This is a genomic window from Tardiphaga sp. (assembly GCF_044340795.1).
Classification (GTDB): Bacteria; Pseudomonadota; Alphaproteobacteria; order Rhizobiales; family Xanthobacteraceae; genus Tardiphaga.
This window is the reverse complement of record NZ_JBIISY010000061.1, coordinates 1-13,721: the sequence shown is the minus strand read 5'-3', so window position 1 is coordinate 13,721 and position 13,721 is coordinate 1. Positions and strand designations below refer to the sequence as shown.

The following is a 13,721-nucleotide window of genomic DNA, read 5'->3' as shown; positions in this document are numbered from 1 at the left end:
GATGGCAACCATACGTCCGTCGGATCCCTGCATCCCGCGTCCGTTATCTGGAATAGTGATGGATACTCCGTCCGATCCGGTCATCTTCCTGGGCACTTGATCCTCACTCTCGTTTAAGCAAAGCCCGCTCTTTCGATTATTCGCGCGTCGACGCGATAGATAGTTGAACTATAATCCGACCGCACGATTCCAGTCTGCAATGTACATGTAGAGGCGCTGAAACTCGCTGGGCAGGAGCATTCGATTATGTGCGATGAAGTTGCGTGCTTTCTCGATCTCGTCCATCCGCTGCTTTAACCAGTGTTGACTGGGAACGACGTCTTTAAAATGATCCCATTTCGCAATGATGATTTGAGCAAGATGTCCAAAATCTATGAATCCGAGTAGGTCGGCTTTCTCGCCTTCTAACCACGTGTCCTTGTGAGCGATCTCTCTGCGGCCTTGCGCATGTTCTCGGATTTTCGGCGGTAGCTTATCTTGCCAATCTAGTCCTTCCTTCTCTTCAAGAGCTTCTCGAATAAAGTCTCGAATTTCGTTTTCAAAACAAAATAACACTGCATAGAGGCGAGCCATTTCTAAGGCGTTGTTTCTGCGCGCAACGCCGAATGGAGCGAGAGCTTCGCGCATCAAGCTTTCTTCTGTCTCGCTTGTGTTCGCGCCGATCTGGATGCCGGCACGTCGAAACAAATCTGCTTCGGCCTCAAACATCAGGCCGCGAAATAAGAAATTCCGTACACCATCTCTAGTCAATCAAATGCTCCTTCAAGGATTTGAAGATGGCATTGTAGACTTCGACATCCTTGGTGGCCGGAAGGTGTATTTGAATGTTGTAGTGAAGGCTTCTGGTTAAGGAGTTACCTGATGGTTGCGGTTCAGGAGGCGCCTCGTGTGTAGAGAATGTGTCTTGTTTCGATAAGTTGGCTATTTCTGCGGGGATAGATGAAGTTGATTTTTGAGAAATGTCAGCGATTGATAGCAACCCAAAGAATGTCTTTGTCATCAGGCCAGCCACGTTGTCGCTAGCGTTGTGGAAACTCTTAAATTTTCCTTCCACCGCGTTTTTATCTGCTGCAGTTGGGTGCTCTTTTATAAGGAAGATGTCTGAGTATGCCTCGCGAATTGCTTGGCCCAGAATTTCTTTCGACCGCGAGTGGTCGCGATACTCTTGATAGCGAGCAGTCGGATTCCCATCGGCTGTCAAAAAACCAAGAGCTTTGAGCAAGGGAATGAAAGCTCGGTCGTTTGTCGAATTAAAGCCCCAGTCCTTGAGCAGTTGGTTTGTAAAACGGGCTGGAGCTTGGCCGTCCTGAATTTTGCGGAAGAAGTCAGGAATTCTGTTCGTAGGTAGAACGTAGGCATTTGTCAGTGACATCGCCACTCGCCGATCCTGTTGCGCGCCTTTTAGTTGTATTTAAAAAGATGTTACCGCCATTAAAAAGTCAAGGGCGGCGATAATCGCCGCCCTTGATCACTTAGTTGCTTAGTCGTCGGGATGTGAGGAGCAGTCAGAGTCGTCCATCGCTTTTGCGATAAAGCCTGTGAAATAAGGGGTTTCGTGATCTGCTGATTTACGATTCTGTCCATCTTGGATCGTCAGAATTGTCCATCGGAGAGATCTGCGGCCTCCAACTCGATCCTCGAAGGAAAAAAAAGGGAGGCCGGTGAGGGCCTCCCTTTGCGTTGAATGTCTTTGTGCGCTCGCGTCAGCCGAGATCGACTTCGTCGCGGCGATAGAAAGTCGCGTTGACGGGTACCGAAAACTCAACGGGCATCACGCCTTTCGCCTGCAGCGAACGGTTGATCGCATTCATGTGTGATCCCGTTTCCTTCGACAGCGCATGCAGGCTTACGTACCGCTTCCGGAAGCGATCGAGCTCGTCATGGGTGATGATCCTGGTTGGAATACGGGTGAGCGGATCGAACGCGGCCTGAACGTCGATCGCGCCGGCCTCGATCAGCTGCTCCATGACGCGCCAATTGGTCTTTAGGACGTCCGCCGCGACCGTCGCCACGGGCAGGCCCGGGAGGTCGTCCGACTTCGTCGCGGTTTTGACCTCTTCGATGTCGACGAGAAGGGCATCGAACCCGGACTTGCCTTCCAGGCGCCCGACCCATGTCAGACCGCCCTCGAGGATGAGGCGGATGATCGTCCCCGACGGCCGGTAGGATCGCTTGGCCGCCTGTGCGATCGGTGCGGTACCTCCCGGTGTGGCGGAAACCGGGTCTGCGGACGATGTGAGCCTGGTCATCAGAGCGTCGATCTCCGACTTCAGGCAGAAATTGTTCATTCCCGCCCCGGCGGCGTGAAGCGGGATGAAGCCATCGTCTATGAGGACCCTCGTCATTGTAACGCTGGCATTGATGTAGCCTCTGACCGAGTTGCGACTGATCATATCCTGCTCGCGCCTGAAGATCCGGTCGGCGATCTGAGCGTCGAACAGAACGTCACGATCGGGTAGAGACGGATCGGAGATCAAGCCTTCCGCCTGGACGATCTTGCGCAACCGCTTCGGCGTCAGGCCGTACTCTTTCGATGCTGTGCGCACACTGTGCCACCGTCGCTCCGGAACCGGCGAGCCGAAGACGTGGTCGCCGGGACCAAGCGCGAAACGGTCCGACAGATACCCGCGGATCACCGACCGTAGGGGATCGTAGGCGGGACCGACCATGCCACCGGCTGGAACGGTGTACAGCCTGCCGAACACGCCCTGGGCGGTAGCGGCGTCGCCGGTTCGTTTGTCGAGATAGGTCCGGTGCAGGTCGGACAGGAGTGACACGACTGCACTTTCACCCCCGGCGGCGATGTCGGCACCGGCGTGACCGGCAACGTAGCGCTGATCTTCGGAGAGCTTCCTTAGGTTGGCCCGCGTGCCGAACGAGGCGACGGCGCCCATCGTCTCGGCAACGTGGCACGCCGCGAACAAGGGGAAGCCATCAAGCCAGCTGCTGGTAGGGCGTCCTTCCAGTCGGTCAGAGATGTAGGTTTCGAGGGTCGATGCCGGGCGGCGCGCTGCGGACGCGGCCAGCTTCGGCAAATTCTTCAGCGCCGACGCTACATGCTCGCACCAGTCGGGAAAGTTATGGGAGATGACGTCCTTGACGACTTCCATGAGTGCGAGCCCGTGGATTGCGCAGGTCCGGATGTTGGCGAGCGTCCACGTCATGCGCCCATAGGCGGCCTGCGACGGTGGCAGATCTGACGAAGCAATGTCGTCCGCGAGGCATTCCGGACAGATCAGGATCCTCGACCGGCGCAGATCGGCTGTCCGCAATTCCTGATCCCGGAGCGCATAGCTTCCGTCAACGCCCCTGATCTGCGTTTCGTGCATCAGGTCGGCGAAACGGACGTCGCCCAGCGTGGCCAGACGCTCGACCGCGTCGGCTTGACCGTCGATGATGCGCCGCGAGTCTAGGCCCATGTCTGCGGCGAAGGCTTTCGTGGGGCGTCCGTTGCGCGCGGCAAGGCGCGAAACGAACCAGCACGGAAATTCGTCTAGACGATAGGGTAGGCGGAGCGCCAATCCGTCGGTGATCATCGCTTTTTCCTCCGATTTTTAACGGATGGTTCGGGCGGCGCGATCTGCTTCTCTACGAATAGCGCGCTGCAATCGATTTCGTGCCAGCGCTCCGCCTTGAAGGGATTTCTGTCGAGTGAAAAAGCGGACTTTTGAGCGAAGGCGCCGGTGAAATGCTCGACCGTCAATTTGTCGTCACCGGACTTCAGGCACCGCTCTATGGCGAGATGGGTGAGGACGATGGAGTAGCCAAAGGCGCCGAGACCCGCATGTGCCAGGCGTGAATAGAAGTCACGATGGGTTTCGAGGCTTTCGTCGGCTGTCACGCCCGCGGATTTCGCGAAATCGTGGACCGCGCACCGCAGATCACCGAGCGTATCGGGCGAGATCTTCTCGAACTCCATGAAATCGAACCGCCGGAACAATTGAGGATCGAACTGCAGGAACGGCAGCACCGTATCGACCGCGGAGATCACGATCGAGATCCGGCGCGCTTCCATCGCATGCTTGAGGAGGTTAACTACCTCCTGCATGTCTTTTTCGGACAGGTGTTGCGTGACGTGCTGCAGCTCATCGATGTGCAGCACGAATTTCTTGATGAGATCGAGGCGTTCCCAGACCATTTCCCACAACCGGTGCGCGGGAAGGTCGCGTTCGATCGGATAGCCGGAGCGCCTGAGGATGGCGCGGGCGAGCTGCATGCTTGTGCAGGGGCTAGGGGCCGAGACGCTGATGAGAGGCGACGGTGACGTGGGATCGTCGTAGCCGGCGAGCACGACGTGACGGCTCAGAAACCGCCGTATGGCGCGGCTCTTTCCGACGCCGGTGGGGCCGATGATGGCGAGACCGCTCCCGACGCCGCGATTGTCGAAGCCGGCCGGGCGCGTGACGTCGTGCCGTTGCACCGCGGCACCGATGAGTTTTTCGAAGCGCTCTGCCAATACAGCATCCCGTGGCGTCCGTGCGTACTGAGCGCGCAGCTTCTCCATGACCGAGTATGTCTCGGAGCGCGAATGCTGTTCGAACAGCAAAGCGGCCGCGTCCGGTTTGCTCGACGTCGTCATCGAGTGCCTCCAAGAATAGAATGGATGTCAGACGCGCCCAGCCTCCCGGCCTCGACGACCTTGAACAGCCTCGCCACATCTGCGCTTTCGGGCCACGCGCTGCTTTCTATGATCAGCGACATGCCATGATCCTTCATGAAGAGATCGAACAGGTCATGGACATGGTCGTAAGCGACCCCGCCGGAACCAGGCTTGATGCATCCGCCCATCCACCAGACCGCAGTCACATCCACCTGCAGCAGCGACGAGTTGACGTGCGACGGGATGTCGATCAACGGCATCGGGGCAGGGATGCTGACGCCGGCTGCCGCCGCGACGGCGAGAAAGAACTGCCGCATGGTCGGTGCGGGCTGGTCGATGACCAGCAGATTTTTCCACGCTTTCGCCAAGCCAAGCGCGTCATAGATGGCCCGGTCTGTCGCGTGCCAGTCGCCGACGACCATGAGTGCGCGGCCGCGAGGCCGATTGACCGGCTCGGCAGTATCGGTTGTGGGAAGCTGAGCGTGGTTGTTGGCGATCATCGGCCACCCGCCAGGTAAGATGCATCGTCGGTGCCGAGCTCTTCGGCTGTCACCATCCTGAATTGATCTTTCAGGATGAGATTACCGATCCCGATGGGCCCGAGCGGCCGATCGACGATGAGCGAAATGCTTTGATCCTGAAGCAACCGGAACAGTTCGGCGCACAGGTAGTCCGCATGGGTCGAGGCGGTGGAGAGCTTCGTCGTCCGATACATGTCCACCACATGAAGCACCGTCTGACCGCGATGGGTCATGGTCGATCCGATCCGCCAGGCGGCACTCAACATGGTTTCGTCGCGTGACACCGTCAGATCGAGCGCGTCGGCGATGCGGAGCAGCAGATCCCTCAGCGTCTTGGCGGCATTTGCGTCGGCCCGGACGATCGTTGCGGGATCGATTCCCGCCGCACGAAACGATCGGACGACTGCGGCGTCGGCTTGGACCGCGCCTCCGAAGAGGAGCAGAGCGCGTCCCTTGGTTGTTGCGCTGTCGCGCATGATCTTGTCATGAGGCATTGAGCATCCTTCAGGCTGGCAGCGGGGCTTGTTGGAGACGGGCGTTAGTCGTCGAGCCCGTAGTCGTCGTCGCGAGCTTTGGTCGGGCGATGCTGCCCGGTCGGGTCGGTTGGAGGCGTCGAGTTTGCGACCGGAATGCCCCGGCCGAGAATTCCGCCGTCGCCATGATCGTCGTCGGCATCATCGGCATCGTCCTCGATCTGAAATCCGAGCAGGAGGCCGGTTTCGGTCTGGTCGAGTTCGGCTGCCGTGGGGCTCGTCCGATCGATGGCGACGCGGCGCATCGCATCGTCGGCCATTTTCGCGATCGCCCGAATGGATTCGTCGACGATGTGTTCGTACATCTTCGCGCCTTCCGCGAAGCGTCGCCGTAGATCACGAACGGATTCGAGCCAGGTGTCGAGGTGGACGCCACGGACGATGGTCCTGACCGACGGGACCGTGATCCAATCGTCACCGAGCCAAACGGAGACGTATCCGATGTCGTTTTCGTCAACGCGGACGCGCACCTTGGTATCGCCCAACTGACGCCGCCACCGCTGCATCTCCTCGGACTGATAGAAAAGCCCTTGGACGCGAACGCCGTTCTGGTCGAGCACGCGCTCCAACTCGACCCCGAAGATTTCGCGACGCTGGTCGCGGTTCGGCGACGGATCGACGCCGAACTTCTGCGTCAGTCGTTGCCACGCGCAGTACGGCGTCTCGCCGCAGAGACCCACGTGAGGCGTATGGTGATAGTGATCGACCACCCACCGCACGAAGATTTTCGGGACGTCTGCGCTCAAAGCCGCGGCGCGATCCTCAGCCTTGTACGCCCCTTTGTCGACCACGTTCGAGAAGCTGCGCCCCGGAAACTCTTCGATGAGGTTGGTATGCGCTGTGCCGAACACGCGCTCGATGTGGCCGCGCAGATGGCTCAGGCCAGCTGGGGCGTTTTCGTAGGTGCATTTCAGGTCGGCCAACCTGGCGCGGAACTCCTCGTCGATGAAGTTCGCCCCCGCGTCCGGCGACATGACATGGGCAGGGCCATGCATGGGCCAGTCCGACAGGCAGCCCGAAGCTTTGGCGATGTCGGTTTTGTCGATGACGGTCATCGCCAATGTGGCGATCGCGTTGGGGGTGTCAGACTTGCGGGAAAGGCGCATGCCGACGACGCAGCGCGTCGCGACGTCGATCACGACGCACGCGTAGAGCCGTTCCTTCCGCAGCGCGATCCGATCCTTCTCCGTGAAGTCGGCTCCGATGCCCAGGCCCTCCACGATCGTGTGCAGTTGGATGCGCCACTCGTCGATTTGGACGTGTTGAAGGGGGCGGTCCACGTCGAGGCCGCCGCTGTTGGCGGCGAATTTCGCGCGTGCCGCGGGGATGCCGTGTCGCGATGCGTACACCTCGAACTGGTTGAGAGCGGCGATGCGGGCGCGCAAGGTCGACTTTGCGGGCACGTCGATCGGCGACACGCCGCGGAGCTCGCGTTCCCTATTGCAGTCGCGTACTGCCACCGCCAGCAGACTGTGGACCTTCTTGATGCTCCGACGGCGTTCGTCGCAGTACAGCATCAGGTGCTCGTTCAGCAGGCGGATCGCCTCCGGGTGCATGTTCGACAGCTGGTTGCCGCAGCGCCGGTGAAGGGTGCGGAGCGCCAGCGGGTCCGCTCCGTGCTTTTCGTAGCTTTTCAGCCAGCGACGGAAGGTGCGCGCGCAGGGGCGCTTGTGGACCGTCCGAGGCTGATCGCAGCGTCCAGTGGGCGCGAAGTCGTCATCGATCGCTTTCAGCGCTATGGCGATGCTGGCGTCGGTCCGCTTGACTTTGCTGCCTTCGGATGTCTCCCGCCTCACGAACTCCGTGACGTAATGGTGGCGCCGGAAGATCTGTTTCTGCTCCGTGGGCGGGAGCTGGGCCATGGAGTTGACGCCGGCGAACAGGCGCGCTTTGGCCCGGTCTTCGTGGTACCAGCCCCGCTCGATCCGCATCGCTCCGACCTGAAGCAATTCGCGAATACGGTCGTGCGAGAAGCTTTCGTGAAGTTGGGGTGTCGTGCTCGCTTCCGCGAGGACGTATCCATCGCTGGTCTTTTCGACGAGTCTCATCTCGCGCTTGGGCCTGACGACGATCCTGTCGAGGCCGGAGATGTTGATCGGGGCAGTGTCGGGCATGGTGTATCTCCTGTCGGAGGACGTGAGAGGGCGATCGCGCTCGAAGATGTTCGGCGCGGCAGGCATCGGTTGCGCATGGGGTCGATAAAAAGCTGGATCGGACGCACGGAGCCCGATCCGGAGCGCTTAGCGGAAGTCGCGCATGGTCACGACGCGGCCCGTCGCCGGGTCGGTGACAATGTCAGCGAAAGCGACATCGAGCATCCGCTCCCAATCGAGCACGGTGATCCGCAATCCGGGCCGCAGAATGCTGAGGTGCTTTGCCGTCGCGTGAACGAAGCGGTCGCGTGCGTCGCCTTGCGTCGGGATGATGGGTTCGTAGCGGGGAATACGAAGCGGTTCGTCGTCCGCCCCGTCGAGGATGTCGCTCAAATCGTCTTCGACTTCGAAATAGCGCATGGAGTTCGTCATGATCTGATCCTTTAAATGGAGGGACGGCGGACGACGTAGCTGTCCGTGGTGAGGCGCTGCCTGGTCGCGACGGGCTGCAGCAGGCCGCTGCCAACGAGGCGGATGATCGCCCTGAAGCCCATGCCGGCCAGGCCACTGGTCTCGACGAGGTGTCCGATCCTCACTGCTCCGGTCATCCGGGCGGTGATCCGATCGATGGTTTCGTCGTGCTCGGTGACGGGAAAGCGTGCACATTGCGCGATGAGCGCCGCATTGTGCCGCTCCGTCCGGGTGAAGGCAGCGTCGGTCACGACGTGGACCTCGTCGGCGATGCCCGGTTTGAGCTGCGCGGCGATCGCCTTCGCGACGATCAGGGCTTTGCCCGCCCGCTTTGCTGGCTTCACCGCGATGAAAAGCCGACGGCCGTCGCGCATCGTCACCAGGAAGTCGAACGTGTGCGTGCGTTCAACGCCGGCGTGATCGAGGTAGGGCACCGGTGGCGGCTGGTCGACGATGGTTGCGACCTCCGGCATGGCCGCCAGCAGCCAAATCACCATCAGTTCGAGGTGGGATTCGAACACGAGCACGCGATTGCGATGGATGGTGAAGCCCCGGCACGACGAGCGCGATTTCAATGCGGGAAGACGGCTGGCGAGCGTGGGCAGCGTGGGGGGGAAGTGATCCATTTGAATCTCCGGTCATGAGGGCTGACGCGAGACGAGCGGGACCGTGCCGCGCGGAGGAATCCGGCGGGCGATCAGCGGGAGGCGAATGAGATGGACCTATCGGACCCGACGGGAGCGCGGTTCGACCCGGCTCCCGTCGGAATTCGGACCTCTGTGGCTAGGTCGAGGCCATCGCGGGGCTGACGGAACGCGACAGCGCAGCGGCGGGCAGGCTGTCCCAATCCTCGTCATGGTCGGGCATCTCGTCCAGCGCCATCTGCTCCGGGGACAGGTCCGGATCCGGCAGCGCCGGCGAGGGGTGGAGGCGAGCGTGACGATTGGCCAGCCAGAAGGGCGGGCAGGCGCTGCGATGCGTCACGGCCGCACGAACCTTCTCGACGGGGGGAATGGCAGAGCCGAAAACCGCGACCAGCGCACCATGACCCGGCGAATTGGGGTCGAAGAGGGTGCGATGGACGCCGACGGCGATGTCGCCGAATTCGCAGCGTTTGAGGGCGAGCAGCTCGGTTGAGCACATGGTTTCGCACATGTGGTCAGCCAACAGGCTTGCCAGGGCAGTCTGGCTATTGAGCAAGGGCATTGGTGTCTCCGTGGCGCGTCGATCGACACTTCGTGATCGATCGGAAGTTAGAGGTGTTATGACACCAAAGAGCAGCCTGGACTCTTGCGCGGGCCGAGGCCACGTGCCAGATTCCGATCGCCGCGAGAGAACCGGTTTGGTGACCGGCTCTCTCATCTCCGTGGCGGGTGGCGCTTCGTGGAAATCTCGCGTCACCTAAGGTTAGGGCCCATCGTTCATTTGGCGTGGACGATGGGTTTTCTTTTTGGCCGTTCGTCTCGGCCGGGGGTAAGTGTGGTGATCGGCATTCCGAGAGTCCACCCCATCGAAAGCCCGCCTGCTCCTAAAAGTAAGATGATATTCCTATATAAGACAATATGCCTTGCGCCTTAAAGGTGTATTTTGTGGCGTTTGAACGCGAATTTTGCTCGTTCAGCCACCTGTGAAATTCATCCGAATTACGAGATCGACGGTATTCGAATCTTCAAGTATTCGTCTGCCGAGGGTGAGCGCGTCATTGCGGACGAATAGTCAGAGTCGCGGCCGCGTTTCGATCATTTCGGCCTGAACGGTTGCAGATCGGCCCAAGGATCCGAAATTCGGGCCGGATGTTGCGCGCGAACGGATTTCAAGGATTCGATATCCGCCTGATATTGCTCATGAAACGCGAGCCCATGCGCGTCGCCGATGAGCGCGGCTGAGGCTCCGGGATACCCCGAAAAAAAGTTGAAAAAATTTTGCGCGGGACGCTTTTTCTGGCGATTTCGCCGCTGGTCTGCCGGGGGTAACGGCCATCCGGTGCCCATCGCCTCCAGTGGCCCGGGGGTCGAGGACGACAAGGATTCGAAACAGAACGTGAACATCAGGGCGTTTCACCATTCGACGTGATCCGCATCCGCCAGTGCCTGGGCCGCCGCCGCGACGAGCGCCCAGACCGAGCGCGAGCGGTCATGAGCTTCGACGCTCGCCTCCGCCGTCCAGGCGCGCGCGCCGGAGAACGGGTTGTGGCCTTCAGAGCCGGCAACATCGTAGTCGCTGATCGGAGCCAAGTCGGATTTGTTGGCGATCGTCATGATCCCGAGATTGCGACGACGCGTGGGATCTCCGCCGGGAAGGAGCTCGATGGTCACCTTGAGCATGCAGGAGTCTCCTCTGGAGGGTTTTCGGCGAAGAGCGCGCGGGCCCGGTCGCCGGAGATGAAGAGGCGTGCCTCCAACTCGCGCGCGATGGCGTTGAGAGCGCCCCGGTGACGGCGGAGGACATCGACGGCCCGGTCCATCAAGCCGTTCAGGGTCTTGTCGATCTGGGCGCGAACGACGACGTCGGCACGCAGCATGTGCTGGAGGCTCTCGGTCGTCCCGAAATGGATGAGCGAAGCGCCCAAGCCTTCGGTGAGGAACATCGACGCGACGAGACTGGTCGCCGTGGCGAGATCGTCACTGGCATTGCCGCTTCCGACGCCGTGCTCGATCAATTCGGCCGCGCGGCCGCCGAGGATGACGATGATCGCCTTCTCCCTGGTCTCGCGGGTGACGATTTCGGTCGCAGGCGAGAACGTGGTGGTGCCGAGGGCACCGTCAGTGCCGCCGATTGCGGCGCTGACGACGTGGTCGCCACCGACTGCAAGGGCGGCGGTCACGTGACCCGCTTCGTGGATAGCGATGCGACGGCGATCCGCGGGCGACAGGTCGCCGGCCGGCAGAGCAGCCGACATCAGATCGTCGATGCGCAAGGCGCGCGCCTCCAGACGCGCCCGCGACTTCGCCGTCTTGACGACCTGCATGATCTCGGCGGCCGAGCGGCCGCCTGCCACGTCGACGAAGGGCGCGAGATCGACATCGGCCAGAGCGCCGCGGAGATGGCGCCGGGTGATCGACAAGACCCCGGCCGCATCGGCCGCTTTCATCTCGATGCATCGGCCGAAGCGTCCGGGCCGGCGCAGTGCGGGGTCTACGCGCTCGAGGTGATTGGTGCAGCCGAACAGAAAGATATTATCGCGCGGCTTCGAACAGAGGAGCAGCCACTGTGCTATGAGCGCTGACCACCACGACAAAGACCTCGCGTCCAACCCGATTCTGGACGGCAACGCGTCAAGCTCGTCGATCAGAATCACGACGGGCCGTCCGTCGCCGGACGATTTGCCGGATGCGACGAGCGCTTCTGCGCGATCGAAGATGGCGATCGATTCTTTAATGCATGAGTCGAGGAACCCGGGGCCGTTCGAAAATAGATCGGCGATCGACGTTGATATCAAAGCGGCCGCGTTGATGCTGCGCGCGAAGGACGCGATCGCGGTTGTCTTGCCGTGGCCGGGCTGTCCGAACAGGATCGCAGAATTCTCGATCTGGCTGAACGTGAGGTTGCCTCTATTCTCGGTAAATTCCTGGTAGCTGCGGATCGCCTCGAGACCCCAAGTTCTGAACTCGCCGAATTCCGGGGCGTCCTGGAGAAGCGGAACGTCGTCGCCGAAGGCGGGGGTGTTCACCTCGCACATCTTCGCGATGCGTGCAGAGATCTCCGCCGGGGTCGAACTGGGCCTGAAGGCGATGCTGGCCTGGGTAAGCGTCAATGCCGTCGCGTCGGTCAGCTTGGACGGATCGACGGGACCCGCATCGAGATAGCGTGCGATCGCGCGGGCGAGCACTTCACGATCGCACGCTCGCACCTTGATGACGAGGTCGGCAGCACGCACGAACTCGCCCGGCAGGAGGTCGGCTGGAGCGATGTAGGCGATCGATCTTCCCTCCGCGAGCGACTTCGCGATCTCGAATGCGTCGTCGTCGACCTTCTGGAATTTCGTCGGTTTCTCGAAACGGACGATGGATTGCCAGTCGGCACCGGACATGCGGTCGAACACCCGTTTGACGGGTCTTACCCAGGTCGAGTTCGGAACCTGCACGGCGGCAGTGAGCAGGGCATCGGATCGCAGCGCGGCGCGCGCCGCATCGTCGATGGATAGCGAGAGGCTCGCCTCGACGAGACAGCGTTCGGCGGACAGCGGACGCGTCCGAACGGTCGGTTCGATTTCGATGTCGAGCTCTTCGAAGTCGTCTTTCTCGGCCAAGCGATGCCTCCTATGATGAAACGTTCGCGACGGCGTTAGATGCCGCGAGCCCTGACGATGGTGTGCTGATCGAGCATCTCGCCGAGATCGATCTCGACAAGATTGGCGCAGCACATGGCGAAGATGGTGGCGACGGGATCGCGCGGTCCCGGGACGCGCTGACAGACTTCGTGAAGGCGGAGAGGACCATCCTCATGCAGCAGGTTCATGATCTCGAACCTCATGCGGGGATCGATCGTGCAGTCGCGATAGCTCCATACGGCTCGCGCGTTCGCGAAGCCCGGCTCCGCCATGACGTCGGCGCGCGTCACCGGCAGCCGCTGGAATCCCATCATGCCTGCAGCGACCCAGACCAGGCCGTCGTCCACGCTGTCGCCTCCGCGCCTCAGGCCTTCGCAATCGATGGCGAAGCAGACACCATCATCACGGCGGATGGTGATCGCATCCACGTCGACGAGCAGATCGGCCATGGCAACCTGGTCGAGGTGGCCGATCTCGGAGATCTCCGGATCGAGCGAGAGTTGGACAAGCAGGTCGTGACCTATGCCGCCGCGGTCGGGCACCGGCGAGCGGCATTTGGGCGACATGAATTGACGGCGCACGCGTGCGGCCATTTTTGCCTCCGGGTTCGGGTGATGTGGGGCTGATCAGGAAAGATCGCCGATGCCCAGATCGGCGGGCGCCGCGTCCACGAACTTGTCGGCGTCGCGGTCGTAGACGCGACAGCTCTTGATAGTGACGCGGGCGCTGACGATCTCGCGTTCGATCCTGATCGACGGCCAGGCCGGCCGGATCTCAGGCGCGCCAGGCGTACGATGCACCGCGCATGCTGCGACTGCATCGTCGCCCACACGATATCTGACTCCCGCGTCGCCGCACGTCTCACAAGTGACGCTGGACCGCGCGGATGCGCGGTCGATGATGTCCGTCACGATCGTCTCGAAACGAAGGGTCGAGGCGGTCCAGCGGATCTTCATGACGCCGCGCTCGCGAGAGAGGCCATGGATCGCGAGGCGGGCAAGCTTGTCCGTCTCCACGACGAGCGAGATCCGGTCGAGAGTGGTGTCGACCAGTTCGCGCCATCCGATGGGCAGCGAATGAATGCCGATGGAATAGGGGGCACTTCGATCGAAGAACTCGCCGTACCGCTGCCAGACGCCGTCCCTCCAGTCCTCTTGCATCGATTTCTCCTTCGACTGGCACAGGTGGGCCGTCGGCGCCATCGTCTGGCGCCGTCGGGGAGGACTTTGTTGA

The 13,721-nt window shown here is 61.3% G+C and carries 15 protein-coding genes; all 15 read right to left on the bottom strand.

Annotated elements, in window-relative coordinates:
* Nucleotides 1–168 precede the first annotated feature (168 nt).
* The gene (locus tag ACIQ17_RS12480) at nt 169–750 is read right to left on the bottom strand and encodes a Swt1 family HEPN domain-containing protein (RefSeq protein WP_398468959.1); all 582 of its coding nucleotides are present in this window, start codon (nt 748–750) and stop codon (nt 169–171) included.
* Entirely contained in the window at nt 743–1,372 is a 630-nt protein-coding gene (locus ACIQ17_RS12475) for a DUF5343 domain-containing protein (protein WP_398468995.1), read from the bottom strand. Before ACIQ17_RS12475 ends, ACIQ17_RS12480 begins: the two co-directional genes overlap by 8 nt.
* Nucleotides 1,373–1,703: 331 nt before the next feature.
* A complete protein-coding gene (locus tag ACIQ17_RS12470) occupies nt 1,704–3,536 on the bottom strand; it encodes a TniQ family protein (protein ID WP_398468957.1) in 1,833 nt (610 codons plus the stop codon).
* The gene (locus tag ACIQ17_RS12465) at nt 3,533–4,579 is read right to left on the bottom strand and encodes a TniB family NTP-binding protein (RefSeq protein WP_398468955.1); all 1,047 of its coding nucleotides are present in this window, start codon (nt 4,577–4,579) and stop codon (nt 3,533–3,535) included. Before ACIQ17_RS12465 ends, ACIQ17_RS12470 begins: the two co-directional genes overlap by 4 nt.
* The gene (locus ACIQ17_RS12460; protein ID WP_398468953.1) at nt 4,576–5,100 is read right to left on the bottom strand and encodes a hypothetical protein; all 525 of its coding nucleotides are present in this window, start codon (nt 5,098–5,100) and stop codon (nt 4,576–4,578) included. The genes ACIQ17_RS12465 and ACIQ17_RS12460 overlap by 4 nt, the downstream gene beginning before the upstream one ends.
* Nucleotides 5,097–5,615, bottom strand: a complete 519-nt coding sequence (locus tag ACIQ17_RS12455) for a hypothetical protein (protein ID WP_398468951.1) — start codon at nt 5,613–5,615, stop codon at nt 5,097–5,099. The genes ACIQ17_RS12460 and ACIQ17_RS12455 overlap by 4 nt, the downstream gene beginning before the upstream one ends.
* A gap of 44 nt (nt 5,616–5,659) precedes the next feature.
* The gene (locus ACIQ17_RS12450) at nt 5,660–7,768 is read right to left on the bottom strand and encodes a Mu transposase C-terminal domain-containing protein (protein ID WP_398468949.1); all 2,109 of its coding nucleotides are present in this window, start codon (nt 7,766–7,768) and stop codon (nt 5,660–5,662) included.
* Between the two features lie 126 nt (nt 7,769–7,894).
* The gene (locus tag ACIQ17_RS12445) at nt 7,895–8,167 is read right to left on the bottom strand and encodes a hypothetical protein (protein WP_398468947.1); all 273 of its coding nucleotides are present in this window, start codon (nt 8,165–8,167) and stop codon (nt 7,895–7,897) included.
* A 23-nt stretch (nt 8,168–8,190) separates the two neighbouring features.
* On the bottom strand, nt 8,191–8,844 hold the full coding sequence (locus tag ACIQ17_RS12440; RefSeq protein WP_398468945.1) for a TnsA endonuclease N-terminal domain-containing protein: 654 nt from the start codon (nt 8,842–8,844) through the stop codon (nt 8,191–8,193).
* 157 nt (nt 8,845–9,001) lie between these two features.
* Nucleotides 9,002–9,424 carry a hypothetical protein gene (locus ACIQ17_RS12435; RefSeq protein ID WP_398468943.1) on the bottom strand — a complete coding sequence of 141 codons (423 nt, stop codon included), beginning with the start codon at nt 9,422–9,424 and terminating at the stop codon, nt 9,002–9,004.
* A 533-nt stretch (nt 9,425–9,957) separates the two neighbouring features.
* Nucleotides 9,958–10,266: a hypothetical protein gene (locus tag ACIQ17_RS12430; protein ID WP_398468941.1), complete on the bottom strand. Its 309-nt coding sequence runs from the start codon at nt 10,264–10,266 to the stop codon at nt 9,958–9,960.
* Nucleotides 10,267–10,275: 9 nt separating this feature from the next.
* A complete protein-coding gene (locus ACIQ17_RS12425; RefSeq protein WP_398468939.1) occupies nt 10,276–10,542 on the bottom strand; it encodes a hypothetical protein in 267 nt (88 codons plus the stop codon).
* Entirely contained in the window at nt 10,530–12,467 is a 1,938-nt protein-coding gene (locus tag ACIQ17_RS12420) for an AAA family ATPase (protein WP_398468937.1), read from the bottom strand. Before ACIQ17_RS12420 ends, ACIQ17_RS12425 begins: the two co-directional genes overlap by 13 nt.
* 35 nt (nt 12,468–12,502) lie before the next feature.
* On the bottom strand, nt 12,503–13,081 hold the full coding sequence (locus ACIQ17_RS12415; RefSeq protein ID WP_398468935.1) for a hypothetical protein: 579 nt from the start codon (nt 13,079–13,081) through the stop codon (nt 12,503–12,505).
* A gap of 33 nt (nt 13,082–13,114) precedes the next feature.
* Nucleotides 13,115–13,721: hypothetical protein (locus ACIQ17_RS12410; protein WP_398468933.1), on the bottom strand; the 607-nt coding region annotated here is incomplete at its 5' end.